This is a genomic window from Oceanicaulis sp. UBA2681, from assembly GCF_002354675.1.
In the GTDB taxonomy this organism is placed as follows: Bacteria; Pseudomonadota; Alphaproteobacteria; order Caulobacterales; family Maricaulaceae; genus Oceanicaulis; species Oceanicaulis alexandrii.
Genome location: NZ_DEMB01000011.1, coordinates 89,327 through 107,410, shown reverse-complemented (window position 1 = coordinate 107,410; position 18,084 = coordinate 89,327). Strand labels below are relative to the sequence as shown.

Annotated in this window: 10 protein-coding genes; 6 read left to right on the top strand and 4 right to left on the bottom strand. The window is 62.4% G+C overall.

Annotated elements, in window-relative coordinates:
• Positions 1-97: 97 nt before the first annotated feature.
• Positions 98-1,939 carry a threonine--tRNA ligase gene (gene thrS / locus B3M53_RS08735; RefSeq protein ID WP_022701242.1) on the top strand — a complete coding sequence of 614 codons (1,842 nt, stop codon included), beginning with the start codon at positions 98-100 and terminating at the stop codon, positions 1,937-1,939.
• Between the two features lie 79 nt (positions 1,940-2,018).
• On the opposite strand, the gene B3M53_RS08730 is transcribed toward thrS, so the two are convergent.
• The 3 genes from B3M53_RS08730 to B3M53_RS08720 form a co-directional block, all read right to left on the bottom strand.
• Positions 2,019-5,315 (bottom strand): efflux RND transporter permease subunit, encoded by a 3,297-nt coding sequence (locus B3M53_RS08730; protein ID WP_273021171.1) that lies wholly within the window; start codon positions 5,313-5,315, stop codon positions 2,019-2,021.
• Positions 5,312-6,472 carry an efflux RND transporter periplasmic adaptor subunit gene (locus tag B3M53_RS08725; protein ID WP_286800084.1) on the bottom strand — a complete coding sequence of 387 codons (1,161 nt, stop codon included), beginning with the start codon at positions 6,470-6,472 and terminating at the stop codon, positions 5,312-5,314. The genes B3M53_RS08730 and B3M53_RS08725 overlap by 4 nt, the downstream gene beginning before the upstream one ends.
• A gap of 163 nt (positions 6,473-6,635) precedes the next feature.
• Positions 6,636-7,943 carry a hypothetical protein gene (locus B3M53_RS08720; protein ID WP_273021175.1) on the bottom strand — a complete coding sequence of 436 codons (1,308 nt, stop codon included), beginning with the start codon at positions 7,941-7,943 and terminating at the stop codon, positions 6,636-6,638.
• A 232-nt stretch (positions 7,944-8,175) separates the two neighbouring features.
• On the opposite strand from B3M53_RS08720, the gene B3M53_RS08715 reads away from it, so the two are divergent.
• From B3M53_RS08715 to B3M53_RS08705, 3 genes are read left to right on the top strand one after another with little or no spacing between them, the layout of a single operon-like run.
• Positions 8,176-8,772 (top strand): TetR/AcrR family transcriptional regulator, encoded by a 597-nt coding sequence (locus tag B3M53_RS08715; RefSeq protein WP_273021177.1) that lies wholly within the window; start codon positions 8,176-8,178, stop codon positions 8,770-8,772.
• Entirely contained in the window at positions 8,769-9,833 is a 1,065-nt protein-coding gene (locus tag B3M53_RS08710) for an efflux RND transporter periplasmic adaptor subunit (RefSeq protein WP_273021179.1), read from the top strand. Before B3M53_RS08715 ends, B3M53_RS08710 begins: the two co-directional genes overlap by 4 nt.
• 26 nt (positions 9,834-9,859) lie before the next feature.
• Complete coding sequence (locus B3M53_RS08705) at positions 9,860-12,946, top strand: efflux RND transporter permease subunit (protein WP_273021181.1); 3,087 nt, start codon at positions 9,860-9,862, stop codon at positions 12,944-12,946.
• On the opposite strand, the gene B3M53_RS08700 is transcribed toward B3M53_RS08705, so the two are convergent.
• Positions 12,943-14,880, bottom strand: coding sequence for a glycosyltransferase (locus tag B3M53_RS08700; protein WP_273021182.1), 1,938 nt, complete (start codon positions 14,878-14,880; stop codon positions 12,943-12,945). The genes B3M53_RS08705 and B3M53_RS08700 overlap by 4 nt on opposite strands.
• A gap of 137 nt (positions 14,881-15,017) precedes the next feature.
• Between B3M53_RS08700 and B3M53_RS08695 the strand changes: the two genes are divergently transcribed.
• Complete coding sequence (locus B3M53_RS08695; RefSeq protein WP_273021184.1) at positions 15,018-15,950, top strand: hypothetical protein; 933 nt, start codon at positions 15,018-15,020, stop codon at positions 15,948-15,950.
• Between the two features lie 152 nt (positions 15,951-16,102).
• Positions 16,103-18,034: a hypothetical protein gene (locus B3M53_RS08690; RefSeq protein WP_273021186.1), complete on the top strand. Its 1,932-nt coding sequence runs from the start codon at positions 16,103-16,105 to the stop codon at positions 18,032-18,034.
• The last annotated feature ends 50 nt before the right edge of the window (positions 18,035-18,084 follow it).

The following is an 18,084-nucleotide window of genomic DNA, read 5'->3' as shown; positions in this document are numbered from 1 at the left end:
GCTTTATGGACAGGCCCGAAGTGAGGATTTAAACGGAGATGAGCGTAATCTTCTTACGTTCATCCCAACCTCTTTTTGTCATAGAAGCCTGAAAATCATGTCGCAGGATAACTTCCCGGTAGAGACGCGCCGTCACTCCGCAGCTCACTTGATGGCTGCGGCGATCAAGGACCTCTGGCCGAACGCCAAGTTTGGCGTGGGTCCGGCGACAGCCACAGGGTTTTACTATGACATCCAGCTCGAAGAGCCGCTGACGGTCGAGGATCTGCCCAAGATCGAGAAGCGCATGAAAGAGCTGCGCAAGAAGAAAAAGAAATTCTATTGCGAAGCGCACGGCATCGATGAAGCCATCGACTACATGGCCAAGGAAGGCCAGGACTTCAAAGTTGAGCTTCTGAAACTGCTGCGTGACAAGGGTTCGACCGCCATCGCCAAGGAGACGGGTGATGAATCCGTCGCGGGCGAAGGCCTGGACGAGATCACCTTCTATCGCACGGGCGATTTCGTCGATCTGTGCCGCGGGCCCCATGTGGACCATTCCGGCCAGGTGGGGGAGTTCAAGCTGCGCTCCATCGCTGGCGCCTATTGGCGCGGCGACGCCAAGAACGCCCAGCTGCAGCGTATTCACGCCCTGGCCTACGAGACCAAGGACGAGCTTGAGGCGGAAGTCACCCGCCTGGAAGAACAGGCCAAGCGCGATCACCGCAAGATCGGCAAAGAGCTGGGCCTGTTCACGCTGGTGGAAGAGGTCGGCGCCGGCCTGCCCATGTGGCTGCCTGCGGGTAATGTGATCCGCGACGAGCTGGAAAAGCTCGCCCGCATCACCGAGCACCGCGCCGGTTATCGCCGGGTTTCAACGCCGCACATCACCAAGGGCGAGCTCTATCACCGCTCGGGGCATTTGCCGTTCTATGCGGACGACATGTATGCGCCGATCATGATCGACGAGCAGGAATACTATCTGCGCCCGATGAACTGCCCGCACCACCACATGATCTATGCCCATGACCAATGGTCCTATCGGGATCTGCCGGTGCGTTTGTCTGAATACGGACAGGTTTATCGCTATGAGGCGTCCGGCGGTCTGTCGGGTCTGATGCGGGTGCGCGGCTTCTGCCAGAATGACGCGCACATCTATTGCCGTCCCGACCAGGCCAAGGACGAGTTCCTGGACGTGATGCACATGCACGCGGACTATTACCGCCTGTTCGGTATTGACGATTTCTGGATGCGCCTGTCCCTGCCGGACATGGAAGACCTCGACAAATATGTCGATGACGCCGAGGGCTGGAAGACGGCGCTCGACATCCTCAAACAAGCCATGGACGAGTCCGGCTATCCGTATAAGGAAGTTGAGGGCGAGGCGGCCTTCTACGGCCCGAAAGTCGACTTCATGGTGAAGTCGGTGGTCGGCACCGAATACGCCATCTCCACCAACCAGCTCGACTTCATGGCGACCAAACGCTTTGAGCTTGAGTATACGGCCGCCGATGGCGACAAGAAGCCGGTCTATGTCATTCACCGCGCCCCGCTGGGCAGCCATGAGCGCTTCACCGCTTTCCTGATCGAGCATTACGCCGGCAAGTTCCCGACCTGGCTGAGCCCGACCCAGGCGGTGGTGATCCCGATTGCGGATCGCCATGAAGAGTATGCGCAAGCGGTGAAAGACAAGCTGTTCCTGTCTGACGTGGATTCGGTGAACACCGGCGTGCGCGTCGAGGTCGATCTCGCTTCAGAGCGCATGCAGAAGAAAATTCGCAACGCCCAGAACCGCCAGATTCCCTACATGCTCGTCGTCGGCGATGCGGAAGCGGAGAACGGCGAAGTGGCCGTGCGTCACCGCGATCATGGCGATCTCGGCACGATGAAGGTGGACGACCTGATCGCCCGCATCGCCAAGGAGCAATCAGGCCGCGCGGATCTGCCCAAGCCTGAATAGTCCACGCGTCGCGGCAAGAAAAAACGCCGGCCCATCGGGCCGGCGTTTTTGTATGTGCATGTGCGGCGGGGGCGGATGATCAGAGCGCTGGCGCGCGCTGACTCCGTCGCCAGACCCGCCAGCCGATAAACCCGCCGATAGCCGCCAGGAGGATCAACCCGATCAGTCCGGCGACATTGATCAGCCCCAGCGCCGCTATCAACCCGGCGATCCCCGCCAGGCTCTTGAGCGGCGCGCTGCGCAAATCGTCGATGATCAGCACCAGCGCCGGCAACAGCATCAGGATGGAGACCGAGGCGAAGACGAGCCCCGCGCCCAGCGAGACCGCCATGGGCACCAGAAACTGCGCTTGCGGACTTTGCTCGGCGATAATCGGCAACAGGCCGAGCGCTGTGGTCAGGGTTGTCACCAGAATGGGGCGGAAACGGCGCCCCGCCGCTTCGGCGATGGCGTCCACTGGCGACATGCTGCGTTCGGCGAGGTTGAGGTTATAGCGGTCGATCAGCACGATCGAGGCGTTCACCACCACGCCCGACAGCGCCACCATGCCGAAAATGGACGGGAAGGACAGCGGATAGCCCAGGATGAAATGCCCCAGGATCGCGCCGCCGATACCGAACGGAATGGCGATCAGGATGATGATCGGCTGGACATAACTGCGCAGCTGGGTGGCGAGCAGGGCGTACATGATCACGATGGCGATCAACAGGCCCCGACCCAAGCTTGCGAAATCCTCGGCCTGTTCGCGCCCGGCTCCGGCCAGCGTCCAGCGCAGATCGGGATATTGCTCCACCAGTTGCGGCAACATGGCGGTTTCGACCTGCGTCCGGGCTTCGCCCGGGGTCAGGCGCGCTTCGTCCACATCCGCCGTGACTTCAACGATCCGGCGTCCGTCAATGCGCTCGATCCGGGTATAGCTCCGGCTTTCGGTGATGCTGGCGGCGACGCTGAGCGGCAGGCTGCGCCCGTCTGCGGTGCGGATGCGCAGATCGGTCAAGTCAGACAGGCCGAGCCGTTCGTTTTCAGGATATCGCACGAACACACGCAATTCGTCCGAACCGCGCTGGATGCGCTGGACTTCTTCACCGAAGAACGCCTGGCGCACCTGCCGGGCCACATCGCGGGGCGTCAGGCCCGCCGCCTCGCCTGCCGGGGTGAGGGTGAAGTTGAACTGGCGCTTGCCGATGTCGAGGCCGTCCTCGATTTCCGAGACGCCGTCGATCTGGGCGAGGGCGTCCGCCAATTCACGCACTGCGGATTCCAGCGACTCCGTATCCGGGTGCGACAATTCATAGGCGATATCTGAATCCTGCGGTCCGGCCGAGGAAATGATGGAGAGCTGCTCCACCCCCGCGAGCTGACCGGTGCGCTCACGCCACAACGCTTCAAGCTCGGATGAGCTTGTGGTGCGATCGGCGGAGGCGGTCAGCTGAATCTGGATCTGGGCGGCGTTGGAGGCGATCGTCGTGGTGGAGCTGGAGCCCGGACCGCCAAACAGGCTGGTGCGGCCGCCAATGGTGGCTTCGATGGACTTGAACACCGGCTCGCCATTCTCCGCGTATTCGCGCTGGATGGCTTCGGCGGCGGCGATCATCTGCTCTGCCGCGTTGCGGGTGGCGGTGAAGGGCGCGCCGTCGGGCAAGCTGATGTCTGCGGTGATCTGTTCGGACTCAATCGCGGGGAAGAAGACAAACCGCACAATGCCCGAGGAGGCCAGCGACATCACCAGAACCAGGATGGCGATGCCGGCGGCCGCCACCAGCCAGCGCATACGCGCAGCAAAGCGCGCCCAGCGGCTGACGGTTCCATCGGCGAAAGCGGTCAGAAGCCGGGCCACCCGGTCCTGAATGCGCGCCAGGGGCCCACGCGACCAATGACCGCCATGGGCCAGGTGAGAGGGCAGGATCAAGAACGCCTCGATCAGGGAAATCGCCAGAATGGAGATCACCACGATGGGGATGGGGCGGGTGATCTCGCCAAAGGTGCCGCCTGAAAAGATCAGCGGCCCGAACGCGGCCATGGTCGTCAGAACGCCGACCAGAACCGGCGCAGCCACACCGGTGACGCCTGCAATGGCGGCCTCTTCATCGGATCGGCCTTTTTGACGTTCTCGGTCGGTGTTCTCGCCCACCACGATGGCGTCATCGACCACGATCCCCAGCACAACGATCAGTCCGAATGTTGTGATGAAGTTCAGCGTCACCCCGGCCATGCCGAACAGGGCGAACCCGCCCAGGAACGAGATCGGGACGCCCATCGACACCCAGAAGGCCAGACGCAGGTCGAGCACCAGCACAAGCAGCAGGAACACCAGGGTGAAACCGATGATGGCGTTGCGCGCCAGCAAGGAAATGCGGTCGCGGAAAATCTGCGACTGATCAACGACCAGCTCCATCTGCACGCCGGGCGGCAAGGCGACGGCCTCTGCGAACGCCATGGCGGTGTTGCGCACGCCCAGCAGGTCTTCCGAGCCCTGGGTCTGAACATCAATGAACACCGCTGGCTGGCCATTGAATCGCGAAATCAGCGGGTCTTCCTGAAATCCGTCATTGATCTCTGCGACATCGCCCAGTCGCACACGCGCCCCGGTTTCCGAAGAGCGCAGAATGATGTTTTCAAATTCTGCGCCTGTCTCTCGCCGGGCGTTGGTGCGCAACAGAATGTCGCCCGCCTGCGTGCGGATTTCGCCTCCCGACAGATCGACGGACGCTGCGCGCACGGCGTTGGCGACTTCCGAGAAGGTGAGGCCATACTGGCGCAGGGCGCCCTCTGACACCGAGATTGAGATTTCCAGCGCCCTGACGCCGCGCAAGCGCACCGTTGAAATGCCGTCCGCCGCCAGCATGTCCCGCTCAATGCGCGAGCCAGCCTCACGCAAGGCCGCTTCATCCACATCACCGGTCAGGGCGAAAGTCAGGATGGTGGTGACCGGCTGAGGTACGCGAATCTGAGGCTGTTCGGCGTCAGCAGGGGGGAAGTCGGCAATCGCGGAGACAGCGGTCTCCACATCGTCCTTGACCACTTGCGCGTCCGCAAAATCCTGCAGCTCGATGGTGACCGTGCCGCGGCCTTCAGACGCGACCGAGCGCACCCGGTCCACGCCCTCCAGGCCGATCACCGCTTCTTCAATCCGACGGGTGATGGAATCTTCCACATCGCCGGGCGTCGCGCCGGGATAGATCACCGCCACTTGCACATTGCGGGGCTGCAGGGTGGGAAACACCTCGGTCTGCAGAGTCCAGGCCGTGATGCCGCCACCCAGAAGAAACAGGATCATTAGCAAGTTGGCCGCAACCGGATTGCGGACGAACCAGGCGATCAGGCCTTTGCCGGGCCAGCCTGAATGCGCGGAGGGGGGCAGCACGGGATCGGTCACTGAGCCGACTCGTCAGATGCGAGAATTTGCGCGCGGCGGCCCAACGCATTTTCAGGAACCGGGTTGGTGACCACCCCTTGACCGAAGTCGAACGGACGAAGGAAGACTTGATCTCCCAGACGGTCGAGCACCTCGACCTCGACCTCTTCGATCCGGTCATTGCGGATGATCCGGACCTGATTGAGGCCCACAAGCGTGGAGGCGGGCGCCATCACCCCCTCTTCCAGATCCGGACCAGCGACCCGAATGTCAACGAATTGTCCGGGCCGCAGGGCCTCTGGAGACGTCGGCTCGATGAACAGGTCGATGAAGCGCGTGCGAGAGTCGAGGCTGGCGCCTTCGCGAACGATCTCGCCCTGAAGAGTGAAGGCGCTGCCGCCGACAGACAGCTCGGCCCGACGTCCGACCGCCGGGGCCAGGCGCGCCAGATCGGCAGGGGCGATCGGGGCCACGATTTCCAGCCGGGCGATGTCGTAGACAGAGCCGTAACTCTGCCCGGCGCTGACCAGCTGGCCCGCTTCTATGCGACTATCGATCACACGACCCCGAAACGGAAATCTGATCGCGGTGCGTTCAAGATTGAGCCGGGCTTGCGACAGATCGGCTTGAGCGGACTCGACGCGCGCCCGCGCTGCCGCCAGTTGCGGCTCTCGCGCGGCGAGGGAGGTGATCTCGCGATTGGGATATTGGCGGCGCCATTCAGCGCGGTTGATCTCGGCTTCCGCCTCGAGCTGGTCCAGCGCGCTGCGGGCGTCGGCCAGGCCGGCCTGTGCGCGGGACACGGCCACCTGGTAATCGCGCGGATCGATACGGAACAAGACTTCATCCGCCTCGAAATGCGCGCCTGCGCGCACCGCATCAGACACGTCGACCACCCGGCCGCCGACCTGGGGGCTCAGCGTCACGTCCGCAGGCGTGGCGACGGACCCGGTCAAAGCGATTTCAACTTGATGGTTGGCGACTGCGGGACGCACCACCTGGACCGGAGTCGCGGCGCGTTCAGGCGCAGCCTGAAGCTCCCGGTCTCCGCCAGAGGACAGGACCGAGGTCAGGACCATGGCGAGGACGATGACAGCGATGATCGCGCCAATCTGTACCCAGCCCACCCAGCCTGATTTTTCAGACTCGGTGCTGTTGTCTTGGGTCGAAGTCTGCATGTCCGACCAATCCCCTTGATAAATCCTGCCCTCTCAGGATTTAGCACGGACCTGCAAGCCCGCCATCAATGAATGGCGATTTTTACAGCTCTGAGGAGAAGGATGAATCGAAAAGACCCCGCCGTCACCAGCGGGGCCTTTCTAAGTGGTCGTTATAATCGCGTCAGCGCGTTTCAGAGGAAGGGTCCGGCAAGCCCGCCAGCTCAGCGGCGTCCGCAGGTGCGGACTCGACCTGTGCGAAGCCCAGGGCTTCTCCAATATCAGGCAGCTCGCCAGTCGCCAGGAAGGGCAGCCCCAGCGCCATCGCGACTGAGATCACAAGTCCGATCATCGCGCGGATGATGTCGGTGGTCACATCAAAGGCCGCATCCTTGACGCCGCGCAGCTTCGCAACGAAGGAAATCGCCAGTTCTCTGCCCGCCAGCAAGCCCAGGAAGACCCAGGTCGTGCTCATGGGGATGTCGTTGATCTCCTTGAAGTACATCAAGATGACGCCAAAGGCGAAATCAACGACGGTGGCCGCGCGGACGTCGACGGTGTTGGTTTTGGACAGGACGATCTTCTGTATCTCGCCGCCACGGGCCGCGAAGATCAGAGCGTGAAGCCCCAGCATCAGCAAGGTGGCGAAGACGAGAAGTCCGAAGGAGAAGGTGACGCTGACATCGCCAGACACCGGATCCACAACGGTTTCGCGCGGCAGGTAGACGAAGATGTTCGCCAGATCCTGCATCAGCCATTGCGACCACAAAAAGCCGGTCGAAAGCCATTGCAGGACGAACCAGGTGTTAAAGCGATGGGTGGCCAGCGCGACGATCACGCTGCCTGCGATGACGAGACCGGTCGCGACCCAGTTGGCGTTGGCCAAGTCAGGCAGGGTGGGCCCGTTCACCAGCAGGTAGACCAGAAGTGCGGTCAGTCCTGCGACCATTGGAATATGCCAGTTCGGCGTGCCGTGGTCCTCAACATTCGTCTTGAACACCCAGGTCTCAAACATGCGCGAGATCAGGGCGAAGAGCAGCGCGCCCGCGCCGAAGGCCACCAGATAGCCCAGCAAGGACTTGATCATCATGGAGCCCAGCACGCCCGCCGTGGCGGAGCCGCCGGTCAGCGTGAAGATGGTCAGGACGAGGAAGGTGGTGGAGACCGGGATGCCGAAGCGGGTCAGGATCAACAAGACCAGAGGCGGCAGGATATGCCACCACTGAATGCCGGTTTCGGGATAGGGAATGCGGTTCAATCGTCCGAAAGCGATATCGCCGTCATGGCCGAAATATCCGTAGAGCATCACCGCGACGATGATGGCGGCGGCGAACGCCCAGAGCACCAGCCAGGGGCGTTTGGCGTTTGAGGCCAGAAATGTTCCGAGTGTCTGGATCACATCGTTCGCCACGATGGCGTAGGCGGCGAACATGAAGCCTATCAAGCCAAAAAGCGGGACCCCGAAAACGCCCAGCTGACCAAGATCCGCCATGAGATCATATCCTAATTGTTTGGCCCCTCGCAGCGCCGAAACGCTGTTGTGCGCCACCCGATAGCAAGGGGGAGGCGATGCGGGAAGTCAAAGCATCGGCTGGAGCCGCCTTTTTCAAGATTCTGTCACATCCAGGACCCTGCCGGGTGCCTTGACGAGAAAAATTTGTACCGTCTGGTCGGTTGAGGGTTGCAAAACCGTCCAGACGGTATAGATGCACTGCAGCAAAACTTTGTCTGACACTGAGGCCCGCGTCTTGAACAACATCCCGTCGACAACCCCCTCTGATGAAAAGCCCAGCACGTCCGAGCTTATTCTGGACGCGGCGGAACGCGTGGTCGCACGCGATGGCGCCAGCTTGACTATTGATGCGGTGGTCAAGGAGAGCGGGTTTTCCAAGGGTGGGGTCCTGTACAATTTCCCATCAAAGAAGGCGCTGATCGAAGGCATGATCCAGCGCATGACGGATCGCTTTCTCGAACGGCATGAGACGGCGAAGGCCCAGGCCTTTGCCGAGAAAGCTCCCCTGCTGCCGGCGCTGATCTCGGCGTTTTTTGACGACAAGCATGTGGACCGGCAGGTGCATATGGGCCTGTTGGCGGCGCTGGCTGAGAGTCCCGAGCTGATCGAGCCGATCCGCCGTGTCCATCAGCAGATTCGCGAAGACATGCTGACCTACGCCTCCGACCCTTATGTGGCCCGGATCGTCATGCTGGCCGCGGATGGCCTGCATTTCTCCGAGATCCTGGGCCTTGAAACCTGTTCGCCAGATGAGCGTGGAGCCATAGAAGCCCGCCTCATCGCTCTCGTGACGGAGTCTCCCCAATGACTATTCGCAATCTGATGCTGGCGGTGAGCGCGCTCGGTGTTCTGGCGGCATGCTCGCCCGCTGAGCCGGAGGAGCAGGCGCCGCCGAGAGCGGCGCGCATTGAAGCCGTGCAAGCGGCGGCGACCTCTAACCAACGCGAGTTTGTCGGACGGGTGGAAGCGCGCCTGACGGTGGATCTCTCCTTTCAGGTCGGCGGCCGACTGGCGGAGTTTCCCGTTTCTGAAGGCCAGCTGATCGAACAGGGCGCCCTGGTCGCTCGGCTTGAAACCCAGGATTTTGAGCGCGCCCGGCGAGAGACGCAGGTTCAGCTGCAGCAGGCTCGCCAAAATCTTGATCGGCAACGCACGCTCAACGAACGCGGCATCGCCTCTGACGCCGCGCTTGAAGATGCGCAGACCGCCTATGATTTGCGGGCTGTGGCGCTCGATAACGCCCGGCAAAATCTGGAGTATGCGGCCATCAATGCGCCGTTTGACGGATTGATCAGCCGCCGGCTTGTGGACAATTACACAACGGTGTCCGCGGGCCAGCCGGTGGTGCGTATTCAGGATGTCAGCGAACTCCGGGTCGCCATCCAGGTGCCCGAGAGCCTGATCGCTCAGGTGGATCGTGGAGACGAGCCCGACATGGTCGCCCGTTTTCCGTTCTTACCGGATCAGAGTTTCGAGCTGGAGTATCGCGAGCTGGTGGCGGAGCCTGACCAGGCGTCCCAGACCTATACCGCCCTGTTCGCGCTGCCCGACACCGTGCCGGCCAATATTCTACCGGGGATGACGGCGTCGGTGACGGTCACTCTGCCGCAAAGCCTGTCAAACCAGGCGCAGGGCGTGGTGGCGCCGCTCTCGGCGCTGGCCTCCAATCCCGATGGCAGCTTCTCGGTCTGGGTATTTGACCCCGCCTCTGGCGCCGTCAGTCGCCGCGCAGTTCTGGCTGGACCGATCGAGGGCGGCCAGGTCGTCATTCATTCCGGTCTGGAGCCGGGGGAAGAGATCGTCACCGCCGGGGTGAATGCGTTGCATGAGGGCATGCTGGTGCGCCCGATCACCCCCATCAATCGCTGACCGACCCAGACACGGAGCGTCTGCCCATGACCGAAACCGCAAAGTCCGGGGTCGGCGGCAAGTTCAATCTTGCCCGACTGTCCATCGAGCGCCCGGTGCTGACCTGGCTTGTCATCTTGTTCTGCCTGTTTGGCGGCATACAGGGCTTCATGTCGGTGGGGCGTCTTGAAGACCCGTCCTTCACCATCAAGGAAGCCATTGTTGTCACGCCTTATCCCGGCGCGACGGCGGAAGAGGTGGAAGACGAGGTCACTGAGCGTCTGGAAACCGCGATCCAGCAGATGAGTCAGCTTGACGAGGTCTTCTCCGAAAGCTCGCCCGGCGTCAGCGAAATTCACGTGCGCATGCGCGACGAGTTTGACGGCACCGAGTTGCCTCAAATCTGGGACGAGCTGAGAAAGCGGATACGGGACGCTGCGCCAACCTTGCCGCCGGGCGCTGGAACCTCGCAGGTTCTCGATGATTTCGGCGATGTTTACGGCATTCTCTACGCCGTCACCGCGCCGGGATATTCTGATCGTGAGATCCGCGATATCGCCGATGATCTGCGCCGCGAATTGCTGGTCGTGGACGGGGTCTCCAAGGTGGAGGTCGCAGGCGTCACGCAAGAACGCATTTATATCGAGATTTCCCAGGAAGATCTGGCGCGTCTCGGGCTTCCGGTCGAGGCGGTGCTTTCCACCCTTTCCAATGAAAACGCGGTGGTCTCCGCCGGGGAGGCGCCCTCGGGCGACCGCTTGCTGCGCATTGAAATGCCGCAATCCATCGGCGGCGTGGAGTCCATTGAAAATCTTCTGATCTCGCCGCGCGATGCCGGTCAGACCTTGCGTCTGTCTGACATTGCGAACGTAACGCGGGCGCCCGTCGAGCGGGCTGATGTTTACATTTATCACAATGGCGAGCCGTCTTTCACCTTGGGCGTGGCGGGGCTTGAAGACGCCAATATCGTCGATGTGGGCGAAGCTGTGGAAGCCCGGCTGGCCGAGCTGGAGCAAGATCTGCCGGTCGGCGTCGAACTCAAGCCGATCTATGAACAACACACGGTCGTGGCCAAGGCGACCAATGGCTTCCTGGTCAATCTGGCGATGTCGGTCGCCATCGTGATCGGGGTCTTGTGTCTGTTCATGGGGTGGCGCGCCGGTGTGACTGTGGGCGCCGTGCTGCTTCTGACCGTTCTGGGGACGTTGTTCTTCATGAACGCGTTTGACATCACCATGCAGCGCATCTCGCTGGGCGCCCTGATCATCGCCATGGGCATGCTGGTGGATAACGCCATTGTGGTGACCGAAGGCATTCAGGTTTCTGTCCAGCGCGGCGATGACCGGATGAAAGCGGCCGAGGATGCGGTCAACTCGACCCAATGGCCGCTCTTGGGCGCAACTGTCATCGGCATCATGGCGTTTTCGGGCATTGGATTGTCGCCCGATTCGACGGGCGAGTTTCTGTTCTCGCTCTTCGCAATCATCGGCATTTCACTGGTGCTGAGCTGGATACTGGCGATCACGGTCGCCCCGATGATCGCCTATCACCTGTTCAAGGGCGAGAAAGCCAATCCAGATGACCCGCACGGGCGGGGCATTTACAGCGTTTATCGCAATCTTCTGGTGACGGCGCTCAAGCACCGCATCGTGACAGTGATTGCGCTGGTGGTGGTGTTCATGGCGTCCATCGTCGGCTTCGGCTCGGTCAAGCAGGCCTTCTTCCCCAATTCGAACACGCCGATGTTCTATGTGAACATGACCATGCCCCAGGGGGCGGACATTCTGGCCACCGACGCGGTGATCCGCGACGTGGCGCGTTTCGCCGGCGAGCAGGAGCACGCCCGTTCGGTGGATGCGTTTGTGGGGCGCGGCGCGACGCGCTTCATGCTGACTTACACCAGCGAACAGCCCAATCCCGCCTATGGTCAGCTGATCGTGCAGACGGAGACGCTGGATGAGATTCCGCCCTTGGCGGACGCCATCATGGCCTATGTGACCGAGACCTATCCTCAGCTGGAAGCGCGGTCCGAGCGGATCGTGTTCGGCCCGCCTTCGGGCGCCCAGCTGGAGGCGCGTTTCATGGGGCCGGACGCCGAAGTTCTGCGCGCGCTGACCGAAGAAGCATTGCGGCGGCTCAATGAAGCCGGCGAATTCCGCGATCTGCGCACGGACTGGCGTAATCGCGAGCTGGTGCTTGTGCCGCAAATCCTGCCGGATCGCGCCCGGACCATCGGCGTCACGCGCGCGGATGTGGCTGACGCGCTGAGCTATGCAACCTCCGGCTCGCAAGTGGGCGTGTTCCGGGAAGGCGACATCCTGATTCCGATCATCGCGCGGGCGCCGGACTATGAGCGCGCCCAGCCTGACAGCCTGACCGACCGGTTGATCTGGAGCCCGTCCCAGAACGCCTACGTGCCGGTCAGCCAGGTGGTGAGCGGGTTTGAGCTGGAGGCGCATGAAAGCCTGATCCAGCGCCGCAACCGGGTGCGCACCCTGACCGTGCAAGGCAATCCAGCGTCAGAGGACACAACTGCGGCCTCGGCGTTTCCGCGCTTTGCAGAAGTCGTGAGCGGCATCGAGCTGCCCCATGGCTACACGCTTGAGTGGGGCGGGGAGCATGAGGCGTCCAGCGAAGCCAATGAATCGCTGGGCGGCGTGCTGCCGCTGAGCTTTCTGGTCATGCTGATGACCAGCTTCATCCTGTTCCAGAGCGTGCGTCAGCCGTTGATCATCTGGCTGATCGTGCCGATGTCGATCTGCGGCGTCAGCATGGGGCTTCTGGCGACCAATGTGGCCTTCTCCTTCACCGCGCTGTTGGGCTTGCTGTCGCTGTCGGGGATGTTGATCAAGAACGCCATCGTGCTGGTGGACGAGGTCGATCAGCGCATCAACCGCGGTGATCCGCGTTTTGACGCCATGGTGAAAGGCTCGGTCAGCCGTTTGCGGCCGGTGCTGCTGGCGGCGGGCACGACGATCCTAGGCATGACGCCCCTGATCTTCGACGCTTTCTTCCAGGGCATGGCGGTGACCATCATCTGCGGTCTGGCCTTTGCGACCATCCTGACCATGATCGCCACGCCGGTCTTCTACGCCCTGTTCTTCAGGATCAAGGATGATGAGATGGCGGCCTAGCCCACAAGCGGCGGTTTCTGACGAGGCTTGGGCGCGTCGAAGGCGCGCTCGGCCTTCCGGCTCGGGAAAATCAGCGAGAGCGTCGATCCCAGCGTGTAGTAGGACCGCAGGAACCTGAAGCCCATGTAGAGCGGCAGGATCGGGATGAGGTCGAGCCGTCTCCAGACGATCAGCACGAACAGCGCCAGGACGAAGGGCATGCCCATCACCACGGCCACCACCGTGGCGAAACCGGGGTGCCCATACACGCAGCCGAACAGGAAGAACACGATCAGGCCGTAGATCAGCAGCGGCGTCATCATTGCGCGCCGCGCGCCATTGAGCAGGGTGAAGGGCAAGGCGACATTGCCGATCACCGAGCCATTGCGAAACAGCATGTCCCGGTTGTGCGCGGTGACATGGTAGAGCGAGCGAAACCAGCGCGTGCGCTGTTCGCGCAGGAAAGCGAGCGTGTCCGGCGTCTCGGTATAGAACTTCGCCTTGGGGTCCGCGACCATGCGATAGCCCAGCGAGGTCATGCGCAAGGTGATGTCGGTGTCCTCGCCATTCATGCCCTCGGTGAAGCCGCCCGCCTCGTCCAGCGCAGATTTGCGATAGATCACGAACATGCCGGGCAGGCCGAACACCCCGCCGAACGCGCCGAAGCCCACCTGCACGAATCCATGGCGCATCAGCACCTCGATGGCGCGCACCTTGGACAACAGTCCTTCGTCCGCATGGGGCAGGGGCAGCCCGCCGACGCCGCCCACGGCGTTCCGGGCGAAATGGCGCATGGCGGTTTTCAGCGTGTCGGGCGCAATCACGGTGTCGGCGTCAATGCGGACGACAAAGCCTTCCTCAATCAGGTCGAGACCGCGATTGAGCGCCCGGGCCTTGCCGGGAATCGTGCTGGCGTCCACATGCCACCCCGCCAGGTTTTCGCACCGCGCCAGGGTCGTTTCCGCCAGTTGCGCCGTCTCGTCATGCGAGCAGTTTTCCATGACGATCACTCGCACATCGCCATCATAGCGCGCCGCCGCTGCGTCGACGGCCAGAAGCGTTTCGCGGATCTGGTGGGCTTCATTGTGCGCCGGGATCATTACGGCGACAGGGGGCGAAAAGGCGCGGCGTCTCGAGATCTGGTTGCGCCCCCAGCCCAGCACCGCCAGTTGCACGCCCATGACCTGCTGCGCCAGGAACACGCCCGGCCCCATTCCGCCCAGCAACGCGATCGAGCGCAGATAATCGGCTTCAGGCTGGAACACAGACGACACCAGAATGGCGACGATCGCCGCAACGCCGCCGGTGACGAACAACAGGCTGTATTCGTACAGCTTGCCGTCGCGCAGCACCGGGGTTCCTGAAGCGGTCGGCAGGCGCGCCTGGCTGATCAGGGTGTGCGGGAAGATGATCAGCCCGGCCATGCCGGCGAGAAATTGCTGGAAATGGACCGGCCAGACCGCACTTGCCCATCGCCAGCTCAGCCAGGCGGCCAGGTCGATCACGATGCAGGCCAGCGCCAGCTTGAGCAGGAAGCTCATCGCCAGCACGACCCGTTTGCCCGGCGTGCCGTAAGCGAACAGCGCATAGGTCAGAAAGAAGCTCAGAAGGAAGGTGCGGACCGGCAATACCGCATTCATCCGGTCTGCGGTGAAGCCGACGAAATCTCGCGGTATGGCGAGATCAAAAAATGCCCGGCTCAGCTCTGGCAGCGCCAGCAGAATGATGGAGAAGAAGGCGAACGCGGCGAGGGCGAAGTCCTGAACTTCTCTGGGGCGCGCGACGGAGACTCCGACGGGCGCAGAGTCCACAGAGCGGAAGAAGTCCGCCTTGCGCCCCTGATCATCCAGGCGCGCCTTCGGAGTGTCCCGCTTCAGATCAGGCTTGGCCTGCGTTTCCTCGGCACGCGCCTTGCCAGAGAGGCCGGGAAGCGGCGGGTCGGTGTCTTTGAGCATGCTTGGGACGCCTTACCGCTTCATGGCGCGTTCAGATTTGATCGCGTACTGGTTGACTGCAGCTTTTAACGAAGCATTAACAGTGAGAATTCGGAAGGGCAATTCACCCTGACGGACGGGTGAAGGCGGGTGACATCATGACGAATTCCATGCGGACCAGCATGTTGGCGGCTGGGCTTGCCGTTGTGAGCGCCGGCGCCGCCCAGGCTGAAGGGCGTTTCGAGCTTCAATCCACGAATATGATCGCACGATCCGATCCGTTTTCAGCCGACCAGGAGCTGGCGTCCGCCGGGCCGGCGGTGTTCGATCTTGAGACAGGTTTTGACTCAAACACCTGGCTTCGCCGCGTTCAGCCGCTTGAAGGCCGACAGGTGCTGCGGTTTGAGGGCCAGCTGCGCGTACGCGGATACGCCGACCGGGACGAGCTCAACTCGGTGCTGGTCACCCCTCGGGTTCAATACTGGAACACGACCGCGGATAACCGCCTGCAGGTGCGTCTGGCGGCGAGCTATAGCGCTCTGAGCCGGGATGGAAACTCTCATTGGACGCGCCCGGAAGCTGAGGCGCAGCTGCGCTGGCGTCCGCAAGGCGATCAGCGACTTGAAACCGTCTTCCGCGTGCGCGCCAACGCCTATGATTTCGAGCGCGCCGATCTTCAGGGCTTGGACTCAGAGCGAGTGCGGGTCGGTCTCGAGCAGTTTTTCCGGCCTGTGGATGACAATTTGGTGCTGCGCATCTCAGCCTATTTCGAACAGGCCGAGGCGGAGGAAGACCGCTTTTCCTTTGATGAAACCCGCTTGCGCGGTGAAGTGATCTGGTCGCTCGACGACAAAAGCTCCGCAGCTCTGGTCGCTGACTATCGTGACCGCGATTATGACGGCGCGTTTTCGGCGCTTCAGCCGGTCGCGCGTTCAGATCAGCGCTTTGAGATCGAGGCGCGTTTCGAGCGCCAGATCGCAGAGCGGGTCAGCGCGTTTGTGGCGGCTGGATATCTGGACAATGAGTCCAATATCCAGACTCGCGATTATGGCGGCGCCACCTTCCGTGCCGGCTTTTCTTTCCGGATATGATCGGTCACCACAATGATGACACAGTATCGCCGGGACGCCGCCCGACTTGACGTCTTTAAGGGTTGGGTAAGAAACGCGTCGAAGGCTCACAGGTCTTGTCGTGAGGCGTTTTATCGCTGCGGGGGCGGCGACAGGTCCGGGGCTAAGCCAGCATGAAAACCAATCGTGAGTACAAGCGCAGATTCCCCTGGTTTTCTGCATCCCTTGGCATTGTCGCGCTCGCCAGCGTGGCGACGCTGTTCGTCTCGGGGCAGCTGAACGCCGGTCAGGGCGAGTTCGGATTGTTCGTGCGTCAGGTCTTCGACCGGATGACCAGCGCACAGGCTGTGCTTGGCCGTGATGGTCTTTATGACGTCAGTCTGGCTGACGCGGGCCATGCAGACGGCCTCGTCGTGTCAGGATACCCCTCTTACGCCTCCGCCAGCCTGCCTTTGGTGCGCGATCAGCGATCGCGTGCGGTCCGGCTCGTTCTGAGCGGCCGTCAGGATGTGAGTGTGGACGCCGTGACGGCGTTGCGGGTGACGGTGAATGGCCGACGCGTGATGGAGCGGGTGCTGGCGCCGGGCCAGCGGGACTTCACCTGGGTGTTCGACCTGACCGAGCAGCTTGCGGGCGCTGCGGATGCGCGTATCGGCGTGCAGCTGGCTGGCGACGTGTCCGCCCAGGTCTGCCATTCGGACCGCTCCATGGGCGCAGTGCTCAGCCTGGCTCCGAACTCCGGTCTCGAAATCGAGCTTGAGGGGCCGCTCACGTCGGTGCGTGATGTGTTGGCCTTGACCCCGCGCCAGGTCGTCATCGCCATGGATGACGGCGAAGCCTGGTTCGAACTCGCGACCCGGCTGGGCGCGCGGCTCAATCGGAACGGTTTTGCTGTCACCATGATCAATCTCGCCGACGCGTCGGCGGTCGTGGAAGCGGGCGCGGAAGGCGTGATCCTGGCGGGCTCGCGCGAAAATCTGCAGCGCGCTGGGTTTCTGTCAGTGGATGAACGCGCGCCTGCGGGCGCCAGCCTGTGGCGGCGCGCCGGGCACACCATGGTCGCTGTCACGGATGCGGAGCGTATCGACACTGTGCGCTTTCTCACCAGCGAGCTGTCTGCCATCGCCCGTGGGATTTCGGTCAATCCAGTCCAATTCCTGTCTGCTGAAGGTCCGTCGGTGCTGACGCTTGAACGGCTCGGCGTGGACACCAGCGTGCAACAGGTCGCTGACCGTCGCGAATGGCGCTTCAGCTATGTGTTGGCGGAGTCGCCGCAAGGCCGGGTCGCAGATGCCGTGGGACTCGATTTCCGGCTGCCGGATGGTCCGACGGGGGTGACGACGGTCGCTCATGTCGCGCTAAACGGTGAGTTGATTGATTCTCGACGGCTGAACGGTTCGGGCCAGAACCGCTATCGCGTGGAATTGCCCACGGCGCGGCAGGGTCTTGTGAATGATGTCGCCATAGCCCTGCAGCGCCAGCGCGATGATGGCGGGTGTGAGATTTCCCAGCAGCGATATCCGGTCCAGCTGGCGAGCGACAGCGCGCTCCTGTTTGAAAGCGCGCAGGCGGGTCAAGGCTTCACCCATTTGCCCGAGCGGTTTGCGGACGGTCTGGAAGTGCGTTTGCCGGATGTGATGAGTGCGTCGCAGAGGCTCGTCATGGCGCGTGTGACAGCGGATGCGCTGGCCTTGTTCGCCCCCTCCAATGCGCCGCTCACCTATGTGTTTTCCAGCACAGATAATGGCCGTTCCGGCCCGGTGGAACGGCCTTTTCTGGCGATCAACAACACGCCCGTGAATGCGCAGGCGCCCTTGCGGGTCTATGCGGACCGGCTGGTCATCGAGACCGGCGCCGGGGTGGATGCAGACGTGCGAGCCTTGTCCAACCTGACCTTGTTGCAGGTGTCGCGCGCTGAAATCGAACCGGAGACGCCCCGGCAGGGACCGCGTTTCGCGCCGGGACTGGTGGTGCACGCCATTGATGATGCGCCCTCCATGCGCGGCGCGTATCTGGGACAGAATCCGGTGGCGATCATTCATGCGGACGGAGTAGCGATGTCGCCAGGAAGTCAGGGCCTGCCCGCCTTCATCGGCTTCGAGTAATCCATTTCACGCTATGTTAAGACCTTCGCAAGGTGAGTGCGATCTGGTGT